Below are 17,320 nucleotides of genomic sequence, written 5' to 3'. Positions count from 1 at the left end.
AAACGGGACAGCCCGAAAGCGCCGCGAACGATCGCCACACCGCCCCCGCCCAGCCTCGCCCTCCTACGCCGCCAGCCCGTCGAACTGCAGCCGCGCCAGTTTCGCATAGAGCCCGCCGCGGCCGATCAGCGCGTCGTGGGGGCCTTCTTCGACGATGCGGCCATGATCCATCACGACGATGCGGTCGGCGGAGCGGACGGTGGCGAGGCGGTGGGCGATGACGATGGTGGTGCGCCCCTGCATCAGCCGTTCGAGCGCGACCTGCACCAGCCGCTCGGACTCGGCATCCAGCGCGGAAGTCGCCTCGTCGAGCAGCAGCAGCGGCGCATCGCGCAGGATGGCGCGGGCGATCGCGATGCGCTGGCGCTGGCCGCCGGACAGGCGCGCGCCGCCTTCGCCCAGATAGGTGTCCAGCCCCTCGGGCAGGCGGCGGAGGAAATCGGCGGCGTTGGCGGCCTCCGCCGCGGCCCAGAGCTGGTCGTCCGCAGCATCCCAGCGGCCGTAGCGCAGATTGTCCCGCGCGGAGGCGGCGAACATCACGGTTTCCTGCGGCACCATCGCGATGCGCGCGCGCACCTCCGCCGGGTCCGCCGCGGTCAGCGCCACGCCATCCAGCAGCACCTGCCCTCGCTCGGGATCGTAGAAACGCTCGATGAGCTGGAACAGGGTCGACTTGCCCGCGCCGGAGGGGCCGACCACCGCCACCGTCTCCCCCGGCGAGACCGCCAGCGAGAAATCGTCGAGCGCGAGCAGTTCGGGGCGGGTGGGATAGCGGAAGCTGACCCGATCGAAGGCGAGCGCGCCGCGCGCCGGCTGCGGCAGCGCCGCGGGGCTGGCGGGCGCCGCGATCGTCGGTTCCTCCGCGAGCAGCTCCGCCAGCCGGCTGGCCGCACCCGCGCCGCGCACGAGATCGCCATAGACCTCGCTCAACGCGCCGAACGCACCGGCGACGAGCCCGCCGGTCAGCACGAAGGCGGCGATGGTGCCGCCCGACATCCGGCCGGAGGCGACGTCCACCGCGCCCTGCCACATCACCAATGTGATCGCGCCGAAGATCAGCCCCATCACGATCGCGGTCATCGCCGCGCGCAGCATGATCCGGCGCCGCGCGGTGGCGAACACGCTGTCCACCGCGGCGCCGAAGCGCGCCACTTCCCGCGCCTGCTGGCCGAAGGCCTGGACGATCTTCATCGCCCCCAGCACTTCGTTGATCTGGGTGCCGACATCGGCGACGCGATCCTGGCTGTCGCGCGATACCTTGCGCAGCCGCCGCCCGAGCAGCACGATCGGCACGACCACGGTGGGGATGCCGACCAGCATCAGCCCGGTCAGCTTGGGGCTGAGCGTGAGCATGTAGATCATGCCGCCCACCACCATGATGATGTTGCGCAGCGCCACCGAGACGGTGGTGCCCACCAGCTGCTCGATGATCGTGGTATCCGCGGTCAGCCGCGAGGCGATCTCGGACGGGCGGTTCTCCTCGAAGAAAGCGGGCGACAGGCGCAGCAGGTTGCGCTGCACGCCCAGCCGCACGTCTGCCACCACCCGCTCGCCCAGCCAGGAGACGAAGTAGAAGCGGAACGCGGTCGCCAGCGCGAGCAGCACGACGATGCCGAGCAGATAGGTGAACCAGCGGCCGATCTCATGGATGTCCGCGCCCGCCGCGAAGCCGCGGTCGATCACCAGCCGGAAGCCGCTGGGGATGGCGAGCGTCGCCCCCGCGGCGACGAACAGCGCGAGGCTGGCCGCGACGATATGCCCCGGATAGCGGATCGCCGCCGCCCACACCATCTTGAGGCTGCCCAGCCGCCGCTGCCCTCCCCCGGTGCCGCCGGCCTTGTCTTCGCTGGATAGGTTCGCGCTGGCCATATTCTCGCTGGCTACTGCCTTGGTCTCCGCCATGGGCGGGGCGTAGCAGCGCAGGCGGGCGCCCTCAATGGTACTTAGGATCGGGGGGTGGATGCCTGCGCGAGAAATGCTGCCGATATCCGAGACCTCCGCCGAATTGCCCTCTCCCGCACTTCGCGGGCGTGCGGCGGTTATGATGGGCCGATCATGCCCCCGGCATGATCTGTGGGATGCCGGGGGCATCCCACACCCGTCAGAACCGACGCACGCCCGCGAAGTGCGGGAGAGGGCTTTTACGCAGCTCCGGTCTCACCATGTGAACATCGCGATGCCGATCGGGAGAGGGCTTTTTCACCCCCTCCCCGCAAGTAACGGGAATGCCACGATTGATTGCGCCGTTCGCATCTGCCGCATCAAATTCGTCGCATTTTGGAACGCGTATCCACAGTACGACGTTGCACCACCATGATCCGCAGCGCTAAACAAGCCGACTCTTCACGCGAAAGCGCGATCGAGTCTGTGGGATAGGACCAGATGCTTTACCAAGCTTATGAGATGCAGCGCTCGCTGTTGGCGGGCGTCAGCGCCTTTGCCGATATGGGCGCCAACCTGTTGCAGAACCCGGCAAATCCGATCGCCTATTTCGGCGGCGGCCCGGTGTTCGCATCCGCGCTGGAAGTTTTTGCGCACGCATCCGCGCCGCGCGGCAAGCCGGCCTTCGGGCTGACGGAGACGGTGGTCGAGGGGAAGACCGTGGCCGTCCATGAGGAAATCGTGCTGCGCAAGCCGTTCGGCCAGCTCAAGCGCTTCGTGCGCGCCGGCGTGGAGGGTGGCCCCAAGCTGCTGATCGTCGCCCCGATGTCCGGCCACTATGCCACGCTGCTGCGCGGCACGGTGGAACGCATGCTGCCCAAGCATGACGTGTATATCACCGACTGGCGCGACGCGAAGCTGGTGCCGGTGACCGACGGCCGCTTCGACCTCGACGATTATGTCGATTACATCATCGCCTTCCTCGACCATATCGGCCCGGGCGCGCACATGCTGGCGGTGTGCCAGCCGACCGTGCCCTGCTATGCCGCGGCCTGCCTGATGTCCGCGGACGAGAACCCCAACCGCCCGCGCACCTTGACGATGATGGGCGGCCCGATCGACACGCGGGAGGCGCCGACCACGGTCAACCGCCTCGCCACCGAGCGGCCGCACAGCTGGTTCGAACAGAATGTGATCGCGACGGTGCCGCTGCAATATCCGGGCGCCCGGCGAGAGGTGTATCCGGGCTTCCTCCAGCTCGCCGGCTTCATGACGATGAACCTCGGCAGCCACCTGATGAGCCATTGGGAGATGTTCAAGCACCTCGTGGCCGGCGACGACGAGAGCGCCGAGGCGACCAAGGACTTCTACGAGGAATATCGATCGGTCTGCGACATGACCGCCGAGTTCTACCTGCAGACGATCACGGTGGTGTTCCAGGAGCATCAGTTGCCCAAGGGCGAGATGATGCACCGCGGCCGCCGCGTGGACCCGGCCGCGATCAAGGATGTGGCGCTGCTGGCGATCGAGGGCGAGCGCGACGACATCTCCGGCCTCGGCCAGACCAGGGCCGCCCTGACCATCGCGACCGGCCTGCCCGAGGACAAGAAGCAATACCACATGGCCGCGGGCGTGGGCCATTACGGCATCTTTAACGGCAGCAAATGGCGCACGCGGATTGCGCCGGTGCTGGAGGAGTGGATCGCGACGCATAGCTGAGGTACGTGCGGCCCCGCGCCGGAAAAAGGCATCCGGTGCGGGGGGCGTGGCCACACGGCCGAGAAGCGGGTAAAAATCCCGCTGAGCCCTTTGGAATGGCAAGAATGCAGGTTTGTACCGTTCCTAAAACGACATGTTGTACGGCAGGTTTGGGCAAAAACTGACGTCCTGCGTTTGTCCAACCGACCTCGCACAGCGATACAAAGTCGAACGGTTAAGTCGACACGGCCTCATCGACCCGGTGCCCTCGGCGCTAGACAAGTCACCGCCGCCAAAAGGCCGCGCAACTTGGGCTTCTGCGCAATCTGTCGCGCGATCCGATCGCCGAAACGGCCGTCGAGTGTCAGCGCATAACCGCCCGAACGAAAACGCAAGTGCCCAGACATATCCGCGAGCTTCTCGAAGATCGGCCGAAAGCCGTTGCCGTGACCGCTGTCGCGCGCGAAGCGCGAGACCCCGGCTTCGACCATAGCGAGCAAGGCCGCACCATCGTCGCTCAGGATCGCATGATCCGGGTTGCGAGTCAGACTGCGGAGCGCGCCGATGCCAGTGTCCGCCACGACGAATTCGAAGCGCCCGACCTCAGCGGAAAACACCGCCACGCCGCTGCCGATCGCCTCGGAATGATCGATCACGTTGCCGATGAGTTCGCCCACGGCAGCGACAAGAAGTGCTGGCTTTACAAAGCCGGCAGCAAGCGCCGCTCTATGCGCATCGATCTTGAAGCTGTTGAGCACTGCTTCGGCCGCCAACCCCGATCCAAGGATCAAGCCACGCCGGCCGTCGGGGGCCAGCCATTGCTGTTGCTCGCCTGCCAGCGCCGACAGGATCGGCGCTAGGGAGCCGCAATCGAGCCAATTCTGATCATCCAGATCGCCGATTGAAATCCCGCGCTCCAAGTGGGCAAGCTCGATGGCCGGTCCCAGCGTGTCCGCTCGAAAAATGGCTCCGCCGAGTTGCGGCACACCCCCGCGCTGTCGAGCACGGCCGAGACCGTCGACTACAAGATAGTCGAAGCGCGGAGAAAGGAGGTCAGGCTGCAAGCTTGAACTTCGGCAACAGCGTTTCGAACCAGTCACGCGAGACACGGATATTATCTGCGAGCAAAACGTCCAGCATTTCGCCGTTAGCAGTCATTCGCTTCATCCAGCGACGCCGTCCCTCATTGTCGACCCAAGCGACCTCGCGATGCTGCGCCTTTTCGAACGGCGACGTATCGATGAAGACGATGTTGTAATAGTCCGCCAGCAATCCGACCACCGGGAGCCCGCCCCTCAGGACAAGACCGAGCCGCCGACCTACATTCTGCGCGAGTTCGATCAGCCAGGCGGCGTGTTGCCTCATCCGATTCGGGGTCTTGCCGCAGGTCGTAAACTCGTAAGCAATGTGCGTGACCTCGGGATGCGCGACGATATAGTCCGTCCAGCGCGCGAAATCGCATTCGGTCCGGCCATTCACATGGAGTGCTGCCGGCTGCCCTTCGGACACGATCTCATGATAGCAGACCGCGATCCGCCGCATGGCATGGAGATCGTCCCAGCGCGGGCGATCCACCATCAGACTGAAATTCGGAACCGTAACCATCGACACCCCCAGGCGTTGGAAGTTCGCAACGGCCTTGAGGCGACCGCGCCGCTCAAGGCGCCACCAGCCTTCGACTTCTTTGTCCTGCGCCACGCCGGAGAGGAGAATGTCCGTGGCCGGATCAATCTTGAAGGTTTCGGCGACGCTTTCGCGCGTGCCGAACCGGCATTCGGCGAGACGGTTAAAGAAACGATATAGTGGCATGGCGACGGCGTTCGCCGGCACCGGCGCTGTAAGCGCGCTGCCATGGAAGAGCATGGCGAGATGGTGGGGCAAGTCGGGGTGTGCGAGCGGTGCAGTCAAGGGCGTATCGAGCGCAAGTCCACGCACTTCCCGGATGCGGTCGGCGAACGTCAATGCGTGAGGACATACGGCCGGACAGGCATCGGGCTTGGCGCAGCAATGGTCCAAGCAGTTGAAACCGGCCCCCATAACGGTCTGTCCGCCACAGATCGCTTGGTCGGGACAGCCGACACATCCCAACGACATAGCAGCGCCAGGCTCACTCCAGTAGCTCTTGAACGCTCGCTCCTGTCGGGACATTTCACCGAACCTCTAGCTAAATGAAACCTCGAAAACGCCACTGATCGGATCGACTGCAACAATGTCGGCGCGGGCGATGTTGCCACCCTGCGTAACCGACTGAACGAGAGCGTGGCTGGGGCAGCAAACCTGGAGCACGGGCGAAATGCCACGACGTCCGATCAACTTGCCGTCTTCCATCCGCACCGCGAAAGTGTCGCCGACCGCAAGGTTAGCATCGCCAAGCGCTTCGGCTTCGTAACGACTGGCGGCATGGTCCGGTGTCCTGCTGAAAAGGTCGGGCGTATTGGCTTCGACCGCCGCCTTGTCCCAGCACTTCTCGAAAGTCTTTTTCGTCTTTTCCTTGAAATCAGCTCCCATCCTCACTCTCCGCAAATATCGGCCTGTAAGTTTTGGTACGTCCACGCGAATATTCACATATCAAACCCAGGCTCGACAATGAAGCCAAACGGTTATTCCAAGCCGTCGCCTTGACTTGGCTATCCTCGATTTCCATCAATCGAACAGCCGTTGTTTCTCCCTCGCGATTGACGAGATCGAAGGTCAGCTTCTGCATGGGATCGAGTTTGCCAACGTAGCGGCAGCGCAGCACCGTCCCGTCATCGCCGACGACACAGACAATGAGCACATCGCCGCGCGGATAGACGAGTTCGACAAGCTCATCGATCACATCAGCGTTGGCATTGGCAACCGCCGGATAGAAGTTTGACTTGCGGCCGCGCACGAACGTTCGGAAGGCAAGGACCGATTCCCGCAGATAGCTCGCGGTCGCGACCTCGATCCCACCGAAATCGAGGAACAGAGGCTCGGGCATCGCTGGTTCCTCGCTGAGCGCGCTGATCAGCCGTATATAAAGCTGCCTGCCGCTCGGCGCCCCCGAGAGGATTGTTGCACCCGCAAATTCAGCGATATCAAGAATCATAGCCTCACATCTCACGTAACAAACATGAGATACGTGATTCACATGATTAGAGTCAAGTGCGCCTAACCCGCCTAGTCTTGAAAAGGGCCTGACCGCACTGGTGTATCGCGCGAGAAAGTTGAGTGACCAAATGGTCGGCTCCGGTCGCGTCGTGGGACAAAGCCGCCGTTTCCGGATGACATTTTGAACGACCGCTGTTGACGGACGCTGTCGTCCGTACGTTAGTGTTACGCTTGATGTGATACGTTCCACACCGTTTGACCGCGACTTGAAAAAGTCGCGACTTTGGCTGCATATGCGTTTACGTAACAGGGAGCATGACAGCTGTGGTAATCTGCGGGGTGGACATTAAGGGTAAGGAGGCAATCCTTGCCATCATCAGGTCCGATAGCGACGATAATATCGAGCATCTTCAATGTGCCACAAAGAAGCTCGCGCTTCACGACCATGAAGATACGGCATCTCTTGAAGCTTTGATAAAGGCCATTAAGGCGTTCGCTAACGAGAATAAAATCGATGGATTTGTCATAAAGTCCCGACAAGCAACCGGGAAACTTGCAGCGGGCGGAATAACATTCAAGATTGAGACGTTGTTTCAGCTCTCCGGTACTGAAGTTACCTTTGTAAGTCCACCAACACTCACAGCTTTTGCAAAAAAGAGCAATCTCGCGACATCTCCACAGTCAGTTAACCGATATCAAGTCGATGCTTATCGCGCAGCTGCTTGGAAGTTGGCGAAAGCCTGAGTCAAGTCATGCCGATAGATAAGAGTGTATTGACCGCAAATGTGTGCGCAGTGGTCAATCAGTTAGAAAACAAGATTTATTTTGAGAGCATCAACGTCAAAGGCGGCAATGGCTTTGTGTTGATAGGAACGAACAGAATCCTTGGGCGCAAGGTGGTTGTTAAATTTTATTACTGGGGAGATGGCGCTCACGCTGAGCCTAAGATGCTCAGCGATTTGGCGCATAATCACGTTCTCAAAGTGGATGATGCTGCGCCAATTGATGCGGAAGATGCGTATTTTATAACGCCGTTCTGTGAAAATGGAGATCTCGATGACGTAATGTCGGCTGGAAAGATTAACGTTAAACAAGCCGTCGATATCATGCTGGACGTTGCCAGCGGCGTAAGCTTTATTCACGGAAAAGGCTACATTCATCGTGATCTGAAACCTTCTAATTTATTCAGTGACAACGACGGCCGCTTTGTTGTTGGAGATTTTGGCTCTGTCGTGAGCGTTGGTGCAGATGGCTATGCACAGACAGGCTCCCGTCATTCGTTGCTTTATCGCACGCCAGAGGAAACCGATTCCGGCCGCGCTTATCAGCGCGGCGACATCTATCAACTTGGTATTGTTTTCTATCAACTCCTAGGTGGGAATCTTCCCTATGAGGAGACTGACTGGCTGTCCGCGAAAGAGAAGATCAGGTATTTCGACCTAGAATCACCCGACAATCAGCTTTATGCTACAGCCATCATCGAAGAAAAAATCAAGAAGGGCAAACTGCTTGATTTAAAAAGCCTTCCTCCTTGGTGCCCCGCAGGACTAATTTCGATAATACGGAAGTGCTGCAAGGTAAACCGCAATGATCGATTTGAAACGGTAGCTGCCCTTATAGCGAAACTCAACAACCTCAGAAAATCGCTTCCCGATTGGCGGTTCGAGCCTGAACCGGTGCTTTATCGTTCCAAGGCTAAATATCGGCTCGTCGAACAACCTAAAGGCTATGCCGTAGAGAAAATGGTCAGCGGATCTTTTGCTTGGCGTAGAGAAAGAGCGTTGAAACCCACCTCCCTCCTAGAAGCGGTTCAAATGGCTGAAGCGCTAAAGGCTTAGAAAATTCAAGGTATGAATAGTTCTGCAGACTCAAATGCCATAGGTTATCAAACTTGAATAATTGAAGATGACTGATTTGGATAGTCTACGGCAGCGTTTCGTGCGCGCTTTCACTGACCGCCACCCAAAGCTGCCTGACTGCAAACAACCCACTTTCTGTCGTTGTGCGATGCCGAGCACAAGTCGCCTGGACGTCGCCAGTTCCGGACGTCACCGGAGATGGAATGAACGACTGGCTTTGGGTCGGAACCTGCCTCCCCATCCGAGCGAGACTTCGGAAGGGGAGAAGGCCCCCCCCCCTTACTCCCCCTTCACCGCAGCCCCACCCACCAGGCTATTCAGCGAACTCCCGTCCAGCCCAAGCTCCTTCATCAACCCGTCCAGCACCGGTGCCTGCGCCCGGTAGCGCAGCGCCGCAGCAACCGCACTGTCCGCAAGGTTGCCGTCACCGCCGCCGGCGCCCGCGCCGGTCTCGCCGCCGCTGCCGGCGCCCTTGCCGGTCAGGCCGTCGACCTGGACGATCTTGATGCTGTCGATGGCTTCCATCGGCTTGGCGGCCTCGCGGATCACCTCCGGGAGCACCTTGAGCAGCGCCAGCTTGGTCTGCAGTGAGATCTGGTCGGAGGAGAGCAGGTTGGCGGCCTCGTTGACCGCGCGCTGGCCGGCGGCTTCCACCTCGAAGCGGACGCGGGCGGCCTCGGCGTGGAGCTTTTCGGCTTCGGCCTCGCCCTGGGCGACGGCGCGGACGGCCTCGGCGCGGTCGGCGGCGGCCTTCTTCTCGGCTTCGGCCTGCACCTTCACCGCGATCGCGGCGCGTTCGGCCTCGCGGGCGGCGTCGATCAGTTCGATGCGCTTGGTGCGTTCGGCGACCTCGGTCTCGCGCGCGGTGACGACCTGCTCCTCGGCGGCGACGGCCGCGGCGCGGGCCTTGTCTGCCTCCGCCTTGGCCTGGCTTTCCTCGCGGCTCTTGTTCTGCACCGCGATCTGCTGTTCCTGCCGCGCGATCTCGATCGACTGCGCCTGCGCGATTTTGGCCTGCTGGACGGTGCGATCCGCCTCGATCTGCGAGGAGTCGGTCAACTGCTTGGCGACGATGCGCGCCTGATCGGCCTCACGCTGGCGTTCGGACTGTTCGCGGGCGACCTCCGCCGACTGTTCGGCGCGGCGCACCTCGACCTCGCGTTCCTGCTCCAGCCGCGCGAATTCGGTATCACGCGCGATCGTCAGCGAGCGGCGCTGCGCCTCCAGGTTCTTGCTTTCGATCTGGACGCGGGTGTCCTGCTCGATGTCGTTGCGCGTCTTCTTGCGCAGCTCGATCTGCTCGGTGAGCTTGGTGAGACCTTCGGCGTCGAACGCGTTGTTGGCGTTGAAATGCTCGATCGAGGTCTGGTCGAGCCCGGTCAGCGAGACCGATTCCAGCTCCAGCCCGTTCATCGCGAGATCCGACGAGGAGACCTGCTGCACCTTCTGCACGAAATCGGAGCGCTGCTCATGCAGCTGGTTCATCGTCATGCCCGCCGCGACCGAGCGCAGCGCGTCGACGAACTTGCCCTCGACCAGTTCCTTCAGATGTTCCGGGTGCATGGTGCGCATGCCCAATGTCTGCGCCGCGGTGGCGATCGCCTCCCGATCGGGGCGCACGCGCACATAGAATTCGGCCTTCACATCGATGCGCAGGCGATCGAGGGTGATCAGCGCGTCGGTATTCTTGCGCTCCACCGCGAGGCGCACGGTGTTCATGTTCACCGGCATGGTTTCATGCAGCACCGGCAGCACGATCGCGCCGCCGTTCATCACCACCTGCTCGCCCCGGAAACCGGTGCGGACGAAGGCGATTTCCTTCGAGGCGCGCTTGTAGAGCCGCGCGATGAGCAGGCCGATGACGATCAGTGCGATCAGCACGCCGACGGCCGCGAAGCCGATGGTCATCAAACCGGAAGACGCGGAAGTGGCAGGCAAAATGTCGGTCATCATTCCGTCCAGTTGGAGAAACGGGGGGTATCATAGGCGATGGCGCGGAACAGGCTGGCCTCGCGGCGGACGAGCAGCACGGTCTCGCCCTCCCCCAGCGCCTGTCCGGCATCGTCGGGTTCGACCAGCACATAATGCGACTGGCCATGTTCATCGCGCACGCGGGCGCGGGCCGGTGCGCCCTGGCGGGCGGTGCCGACGACGATCTGGCCGGTGCGGCCGACCAGGGTCGCGACGTCGATCGCGGTGGTCTCGTCCTGCGGCAGCACCCGGCCGAGCAGGCGGCTGGCCACCGCGGTGACCGGCAGCGCCGTAGCAGCAGCCGCGGGGATCGCGATCAGGGGAGAGAAGAGCGTGCCGGTCAGCTCCAGCGCGACCTGCTGGCCGGCGAGGCCGACCAGCCCGAACGCGGCGAGGAAGGCGATGAGGACCGCCATCAGCGGCACGCGGCCGACGCCCAGCCAGTGGAGCGGGCCCGCCGCATCGGGAAGGTGGAGATCAAGATCCAGATCGATCGATGCGGCACCAAGGCCCAATGCTTCGACCAGACCGATCAACACCATCAGCGCCAGCGCGATACTGAACGCGATATTTTCGCTTTGCCCAAGAAATTCCAGCAGCACTGTTTTCCTCTCACCCACAAATTAGGGGGAGATTGGCAGCGGTCAATCAGCGAACAGGCGGTTCTTGCCGAATTTTTAGTTCGGACTGCATATTTTCAGTATAGATGGCCAAGAATTAGGAATTTACTTTACGAAACAGCCGAAGCCGGTTAGCTTGGAACCTTGTTCGGCGCGAATTGCGGGCAATCCTCGCCGCTGGTCGAGCCTTTTCAGCCCGTCGACAGCCCGGCTCGATCCGTCGACGGCGGCGCTCCCCTCACCTGATTCGCCGCATGTAGAGCGCGCGCATTCCGACCTCCATCTTCGCCCGGTCGACCGACAGGATCACGCGCTGCTCGCGCTCGCCGAGCCTGGGGCGATAGGCCTCGGTCCATGACAGCGTATCGCCATAGGCCGCGGTCTGGCTGGTTTCGAAATCGATGTAGAGCGGCGCTTCGTGGGTGACGATCGCGGGATCGAGCCAGACCATCGCCGCGATCTCGTCCCACATCGGGAAGCCGGTGACGATCGCGGTTTGCATCAGGTCGGTCAGCTTGGTGCCGGCGGGCTTGAGGCTGGCGAGGAATTCGCTCGTCCACTGGGTGCCGGTGGAAGGATCGACCGGGATCATCGTCACCTTGCGAAAGGGGGCGTGCGCCATGATCCGCGCGGCTTCGGGATCCCAGCGGATGTTGAATTCGCGGCGCGGCGAATTGACGAACTCGCGCGCAAACTGCTCGGCGGAGGCGCCGGGCAAGGCCTGGGTGGGCGGCAGGCTACCGCCCATATAGACCAGTTCCTTCACATTGGCGGCGAAGCTGGGATCGAGGCTCTGCGCGATGGCGATGTTGGTCATCGGGCCGGTGGCGAACAAGGTGATCTCACCGGGATGCGCACGGACCATGCGGACGAGGAAGGCGGCGGCGATCTCGTCCTTCGCCTTGATCATGGGATTGCCGATGGGGAGTGCCGGCACCACCTCCGGCCGCGCGGCGCCGGGATGGTCCTGGATCGTGCCTTCGGGCCAGTAATCGGTCCATGGGCCCTTGAAGACGAGGCGGCCATATTGCCCCTCCCACGCCTTCGTCGCCTCCGCAGTGTTGAGCAGGGGGACGACGGCGCCGGGGACGACGGGCACATCGGTGCGGCCGACGATCTCCAATGTGCGCAGCGCATAGGCGGTGGCGGTGTCTCGCCACACCGATCCGCTGGTGGTGGTGATGCCGAGCAGCTCGATATCGGCCGCCTGCAGCATCAGCAGCGGCACGCCGTTGAGGCCGATGATGTCGTCATCGACGATGACGAGGCGCTTGGGGGTGGCGGGCGCCGCGGCGGCGGGCTTCGCGGCGGCGGGCGTCGACGGGGCGAGCGCCGCCGCCAGGCAGGCGGCGAGCGCGGGGATCAGGCGGGCAAGACGCATCATGGCTCCGGATCGGGCGGGGATCGGCCCTTCAAAACGGGATGTGCCGCGCGCGGGGCGGGCGATCAATGCCCGCGGTGCGGCGGCAATGTGACTTTCCAGACGATCGCGGCGGCGCGGATCGCAAAGCCCAGCACCGCGCCGATCAGCGCCGGCCAGGGTGCGGGCAGCCCCAGCGCGGTAAGCGCGACGAAGGTGGCGGCGGCGGCGATGGCGGCGGTGACATACAGCTCATGCCGCAGCAGGATCGACGGCACTCCTGCGGTGATATCGCGGATCACGCCGCCGATGCAGGCGGTGAAGATTCCCGCGGTGATCGCCGCGAGCGGGTTGATGCCGTAATGCAGCGCCTTGCCCGCGCCATAGACGGCATAGGCGGCGAGGCCTGCGGCATCGAACCAGTCCAGCGCGCGGTCCGGCCACCAGCGGAGCGGGATCGCCCAGGCGGCGATCGCGATCACTACGCACAGCACGATCGGCGTCGGATCGCGCATCCAGAAAACGGGGGCGCCGATCAGCAGGTCGCGCACGGTGCCGCCGCCGGTCGCGGTGATCAGCGCGAAGAAGCAGGCCCCCACGAAATCGCGCCGGCTACGTGCCGCAACGAGCGCGCCGGACGCCGCGAACACCGCGACGCCGGCGATGTTGAGCACGCGCAACAAGGTTTCGATCTCGACGATCATAGCGCCGCATAAACCGCGGTTTCGCCGCCGTCACGACCGCTTATGTCATTTCCTTCAGCGGCCCGGCGGCAAGCGATTGCCCCGGCGGGTGCCGCACCGCATCATGCATCGCGTGATTCCCGGGGCATCGGGCAACACAGACAGGGAGGCAGCAACATGCGCGCACTTCGCCGGACCATCACCCGCATCGGCTTGTTCGTCACCGCCGCCGCCGCGCCGCTGGCGGGCAGTTCGCTCTCCGCGCAGAAGGCCGCAGCACCCGCCCGGGCGCTGGTGCCGATGGCGACCGAGGTGATCGCCGCCGGCACCCCCTTCCCCCGCTTCAAGGTAGATGCCGCCTGGCCGCAGATGCCGGCAGATATGCTGTTGGGGCAGGTCTCGGGCGTGGCGGTGGACAAGGATGACGATGTCTGGGTCGTCCACCGCCCGCATTCGCTCACCGCCACCGATACCGGTGCCGCGCAGTCCCCGCCCATCGCGGTCTGCTGCAAGCCCGCGCCCACCGTCGTCCGCTTCGCCAATGACGGGCGCTACCTCGCCGGCTGGGGCGGACCGGAAAGCGCGCCGACGATCGACGGCGTCAACCAATGGCCCAAGAGCGTGCATGGCATCTATGTCGATGCGGGCAAGACGGTGTGGTTCGGCGGCAATGGCGATGGCGACCATGCCGTGCTCAACTACACGGCGGACGGAAAATTCATCCGCAGCTTCGGCCGGCGCGACAAGACCAACGGCAACCAGGACCAGGCGCTGCTCGGCAACCCCGCGGACGTCTATGCCGGCAACGGCCAGATCCTGGTGGCGGACGGCTATACCAACAAGCGCGTGATCCGCTTTACGGGCAAGGACGGCAGCTTCGGCGGCTTCTGGGGCGCCTATGCCGAGCCGCCCTCGGGGGAGAGCCGCTCCGGCCATTTCGACCAGAGCCAGGCATCGAGCAATGCGGACGGCGGCGCCGACCCCGCCTCCCGCCGGTTCGGCGACATCGTCCATTGCGTCGTGCCCACCGGTGACGGCCATGTCTATGTCTGCGACCGCCGCAACAACCGCGCGCAACTCTTCCGCCAGGCCGCCGACGGCAAGCTCAGCTTCGTGCGCGACGTGGTGATCGCCCCCAAGACGGGCGGCACCCGCACCGTGACCGACATCGCGCTCTCCCCCGACGGCAAATATCTCTACGTCGCCGACATGATGAACAGCCGGATCTGGATCCTGCTGCGCGCGACCCACCAGCCGATCGCCGCGATCGGCCGGATCGGTCGCTATGCCGGCGAATTCACCTGGCTGCACAGCATGGCGGTCGATTCGAAGGGCAATCTCTACGTCACCGAGGTGAACACGGGTCGGCGGGTACAGAAACTGGTGTTCACCGGGGTAGAATGAGGGGTTATCCGGCGCGGAAGCCTTCATCCCCCGGCAGTTGCTCGCGGGCCATGCGAGCAGCTTCGATAAGCTGTTCGGCCATGGCCGATGCGGCGTCGGGCGTAAGCGTCACCGCGAGGCCGTTGGGGCCGCTCATCAGCACATGACCCTCCGATGCGGTGACCGTGCCGACTTCGTCATAGACCTTGCTCATGCGCTTCTCCATGGCCGCCCGCCAGGAGAAAACGCCGGAAGCGCGCGGTCGTTCAATCCGCTTCGGGCGCGGGGGGTGCGGGCGCGGGCGCCGGCGGCTGGACCTCCACCTCGACGCGGCGGTTCTTCGCGCGGCCTTCGGGGTCGTCGCTGCCGTCCAGCTTCATATTGGGCGCGATCGGTCGGTTCTCGCCGAGCGCGACGATGGTGACCCGCTTCGCATCCACGCCCTTTTCGACGAGATAGGCGCGCACGGTTTCCGCGCGGCGGCGCGAGGCGGCGAGATTGTCGGCGTCGCTGCCACGCGTGTCCGAATGGCCGCGCAGCAGGATTGGCCCGCCGGCGGCCACCACCGGGTTCGCCAGCAGCCCGTCGATCGCGGCGCGGGCGGCATCGTCCAGGCTCGTCGTCGTGCGGTCGCCGAAGGGCACGGTCAGGCTGGCGGGCTCGAGCGGGGGCACCGCATCCTCATCGGTTTCCGCGGACACGCCCTCGCGAATGATCGACTTGGGCGCGGGCGTGGCTTCCGCCTCGGGCTCGGGGGCCTCGATCACGCTGGCATTGGCGGCGGGATCGGCGGCGTTGACCACCGGATCCGGCGCTGCATCCGGCTGGCATGCCGATGCCGCGCACCCTGCCAGTAGCGCCAGCGCCACCCTGCCGATCGATCGCGCGCTCATGAGCTCTCCTTCTCCAGTTCGGGCGGTGGCCCTTCCTCCGGGGTCGCCGCCCCGGTTTCGGCATGTTTCGGGGGTGCGTAGGAAATCACCACGTCGCCGGGCTGCGCGGTGGGGCGCGAGGCGTGGGTGAAGAAGCGCAGCGCACCGTTCCTGCGGACGAGCAGCAGCATGTCCGCATCGTCGGGCAGCTTGGCCTGCGCTGCCTCGAAATCGAACTGGTCGCTGATCCGCGTCTTGCGGAACGTCCAGCCGGCCTCCTCGCGGGCCGCGATCTCCTCGACGCCGAGGCCGGAGGCGAACAGCGCGCGACCGCGCAGCGATTCGGGCAGGCTGCGCGGATCGTCCCGCCCGGCATCGCCCAGCTGATAGACCGCATCACGCCCGATCTCGGGCGCGAATTCGCTGCACACCAGCGCGTTATAGGCCTCGTTGTCGGAGGTCGCGGCGAGCACCTGGAACTGGGCGAGGTCGAGCCGCTCGTCGGTCGATTCCGCCAGGATCTCGCCATGGAAGATCGGAATGCCCGCTTGCCGCGCGGCGGCCAGCCGCTGCCAGCTGGTGTCGCTGATCGTCACCGGCACCTCGAGCTGGCGGAGCTGTTCGGCCAGCGACAGGCTCCAGCGCGTGGCGCCGACGATCAGCAGCCCCTTCTGCGCCGCGCCGACCACGCCCAGCCAGCGCGCGACGGTGCGGATGCTGAAACCGTGCGCGATGATGGTGGCGATCACCACCGAAAAGGACAAGGTGACGAGGATGCTGCCGTCGCCATAGCCGAGATGGGTGAGCCGCAGCGCGAAGAGGCCGGAAACCGCGACCGCGACGACGCCGCGCGGCGCGATCCACGCGATCAGCAGCCGCTCGTTCCATGGCACCCGGGTGAAGACCAGGCTGATCAGCACCGTCACCGGGCGCACGACGAACAGCAGCACCAGCAGATAGGCGAGGAAGCGCCATTCGAACTTCTGCAGCACCGCAAGGTTGAGCGAGGCGGACAGCAGCACGAACAGGCCGGAAATGAGCAGGACGGTGACATTCTCCTTGAACGGATGAATGTCGCGCAGGCTGTCCAGCCGCATATTGGCCAGCGCGATGCCCATGACGGTGACGGTAAGCAGCCCGGTTTCCTGCTGGATCAGGTTGGACAGCACGAAGGTGCCGATCACCGCGACGAGCAGCACCGGCGCCTTGAGATATTCGGGCACATGCCCGCGCGGGAAGGCCCAGGCGATCGCGCGCGCGGCGGCGTAGCCGATGAGGGCGGCGACGATCGCAGCACCGATCATCGCGATCACGACCGCGATCAGCGTGCCGCCCTGTTCCGAGCGGCGAAGATATTCATAAGTGACGACCGCGAGCAGCGCGCCGATCGGATCGTTGACGATCGCTTCCCATTTCAGGATCGCGCGCGGCCGCGCGGCGACATTGCTCTGGCGCAGCAGCGGCAGCACCACGGTCGGCCCCGTGACGACGAGGATGCCCGCGAACAGGATCGCCACCGGCCACACCAGCCCGGCGACATAATAGAGCGCGAGCGTGCCGAGCACCCAGCCGACCGGCGCGCCGACGACGACCAGCCGAGTCACCGCCCCTTCCGTCTTGCGCAACTCGCGGAAATTGAGGCTGAGGCCGCCTTCGAACAGGATGAGCGCGACCGCGATCGAGATCATCGGTTCGAGCAGTTCGCCGAACAGCGCATGGGGTTCGACCAGCCCGGTAAGCGGACCTGCGACGACACCGGCGGCGAGCATCAACGCGATCGCCGGCCACCCGGTCCGCCACGCCACCCACTGCGCGCCGATGCCAAGCGCGCCGATCAGCGCGATGACGAGAGCATCTGACTGCATTGGGGCGGGGATAGCGGGGTTGGGGGGAGAAGGGTACCCCTGATGGGTGCATTCCC

Annotated in this window: 16 protein-coding genes; 4 read left to right on the top strand and 12 right to left on the bottom strand. The window is 64.2% G+C overall.

Going from position 1 to position 17,320, the window contains the following annotated elements:
• Window positions 1-63: 63 nt before the first annotated feature.
• Entirely contained in the window at window positions 64-1,869 is a 1,806-nt protein-coding gene (locus FHS96_RS16840; protein WP_429594128.1) for an ABC transporter transmembrane domain-containing protein, read from the bottom strand.
• A 513-nt stretch (window positions 1,870-2,382) separates the two neighbouring features.
• Between FHS96_RS16840 and FHS96_RS16835 the strand changes: the two genes are divergently transcribed.
• On the top strand, window positions 2,383-3,600 hold the full coding sequence (locus FHS96_RS16835) for a polyhydroxyalkanoate depolymerase (RefSeq protein WP_429593981.1): 1,218 nt from the start codon (window positions 2,383-2,385) through the stop codon (window positions 3,598-3,600).
• 230 nt (window positions 3,601-3,830) lie between these two features.
• Here FHS96_RS16835 and FHS96_RS16830 read toward each other — a convergent pair whose 3' ends face one another.
• The 4 genes from FHS96_RS16830 to FHS96_RS16815 form a co-directional block, all read right to left on the bottom strand.
• Window positions 3,831-4,643, bottom strand: a complete 813-nt coding sequence (locus FHS96_RS16830) for an ATP-binding protein (RefSeq protein ID WP_429593978.1) — start codon at window positions 4,641-4,643, stop codon at window positions 3,831-3,833.
• Entirely contained in the window at window positions 4,633-5,541 is a 909-nt protein-coding gene (locus tag FHS96_RS16825) for a hypothetical protein (RefSeq protein ID WP_429593975.1), read from the bottom strand. The genes FHS96_RS16830 and FHS96_RS16825 overlap by 11 nt, the downstream gene beginning before the upstream one ends.
• Before the next feature lie 198 nt (window positions 5,542-5,739).
• On the bottom strand, window positions 5,740-6,087 hold the full coding sequence (locus FHS96_RS16820) for a hypothetical protein (RefSeq protein ID WP_429593972.1): 348 nt from the start codon (window positions 6,085-6,087) through the stop codon (window positions 5,740-5,742).
• Window positions 6,077-6,649, bottom strand: a complete 573-nt coding sequence (locus tag FHS96_RS16815; RefSeq protein WP_429593969.1) for a hypothetical protein — start codon at window positions 6,647-6,649, stop codon at window positions 6,077-6,079. The genes FHS96_RS16820 and FHS96_RS16815 overlap by 11 nt, the downstream gene beginning before the upstream one ends.
• A gap of 317 nt (window positions 6,650-6,966) precedes the next feature.
• Here FHS96_RS16815 and FHS96_RS16810 point away from each other — a divergent pair, with 317 nt between their 5' ends.
• Both FHS96_RS16810 and FHS96_RS16805 read left to right on the top strand, forming a co-directional pair.
• Complete coding sequence (locus tag FHS96_RS16810; RefSeq protein WP_429593966.1) at window positions 6,967-7,395, top strand: DUF3010 family protein; 429 nt, start codon at window positions 6,967-6,969, stop codon at window positions 7,393-7,395.
• A gap of 8 nt (window positions 7,396-7,403) precedes the next feature.
• Window positions 7,404-8,489, top strand: a complete 1,086-nt coding sequence (locus FHS96_RS16805) for a serine/threonine-protein kinase (RefSeq protein WP_429593963.1) — start codon at window positions 7,404-7,406, stop codon at window positions 8,487-8,489.
• A gap of 300 nt (window positions 8,490-8,789) precedes the next feature.
• Here FHS96_RS16805 and FHS96_RS16800 read toward each other — a convergent pair whose 3' ends face one another.
• The 4 genes from FHS96_RS16800 to FHS96_RS16785 all read right to left on the bottom strand — a co-directional run bounded on the left by FHS96_RS16800 (window position 8,790) and on the right by FHS96_RS16785 (window position 13,165).
• A complete protein-coding gene (locus FHS96_RS16800) occupies window positions 8,790-10,418 on the bottom strand; it encodes a flotillin family protein (protein WP_429594125.1) in 1,629 nt (542 codons plus the stop codon).
• A gap of 41 nt (window positions 10,419-10,459) precedes the next feature.
• Window positions 10,460-11,083: a YqiJ family protein gene (locus FHS96_RS16795; protein ID WP_429593960.1), complete on the bottom strand. Its 624-nt coding sequence runs from the start codon at window positions 11,081-11,083 to the stop codon at window positions 10,460-10,462.
• A gap of 256 nt (window positions 11,084-11,339) precedes the next feature.
• Entirely contained in the window at window positions 11,340-12,482 is a 1,143-nt protein-coding gene (locus tag FHS96_RS16790) for a nucleoside hydrolase (RefSeq protein ID WP_429593957.1), read from the bottom strand.
• 65 nt (window positions 12,483-12,547) lie between these two features.
• The gene (locus FHS96_RS16785) at window positions 12,548-13,165 is read right to left on the bottom strand and encodes a trimeric intracellular cation channel family protein (protein WP_429593954.1); all 618 of its coding nucleotides are present in this window, start codon (window positions 13,163-13,165) and stop codon (window positions 12,548-12,550) included.
• A gap of 156 nt (window positions 13,166-13,321) precedes the next feature.
• On the opposite strand from FHS96_RS16785, the gene FHS96_RS16780 reads away from it, so the two are divergent.
• Entirely contained in the window at window positions 13,322-14,548 is a 1,227-nt protein-coding gene (locus tag FHS96_RS16780) for an NHL repeat-containing protein (protein ID WP_429593951.1), read from the top strand.
• A 4-nt stretch (window positions 14,549-14,552) separates the two neighbouring features.
• On the opposite strand, the gene FHS96_RS16775 is transcribed toward FHS96_RS16780, so the two are convergent.
• From FHS96_RS16775 to FHS96_RS16765, 3 genes are read right to left on the bottom strand one after another with little or no spacing between them, the layout of a single operon-like run.
• Window positions 14,553-14,741, bottom strand: coding sequence for a hypothetical protein (locus tag FHS96_RS16775; protein WP_429593948.1), 189 nt, complete (start codon window positions 14,739-14,741; stop codon window positions 14,553-14,555).
• Between the two features lie 52 nt (window positions 14,742-14,793).
• Window positions 14,794-15,420 (bottom strand): OmpA family protein, encoded by a 627-nt coding sequence (locus tag FHS96_RS16770; protein WP_429593945.1) that lies wholly within the window; start codon window positions 15,418-15,420, stop codon window positions 14,794-14,796.
• Window positions 15,417-17,264, bottom strand: a complete 1,848-nt coding sequence (locus FHS96_RS16765; protein WP_429593942.1) for a cation:proton antiporter — start codon at window positions 17,262-17,264, stop codon at window positions 15,417-15,419. Before FHS96_RS16765 ends, FHS96_RS16770 begins: the two co-directional genes overlap by 4 nt.
• Window positions 17,265-17,320: the final 56 nt, after the last annotated feature.

The organism is Sphingomonas zeicaulis, assembly GCF_050433225.1.
In the GTDB taxonomy this organism is placed as follows: domain Bacteria; phylum Pseudomonadota; class Alphaproteobacteria; order Sphingomonadales; family Sphingomonadaceae; genus Sphingomonas_D; species Sphingomonas_D zeicaulis.
The sequence above is the reverse complement of the archived record's forward strand: the minus strand, read 5'-3'. Positions and strand labels throughout refer to the sequence as shown.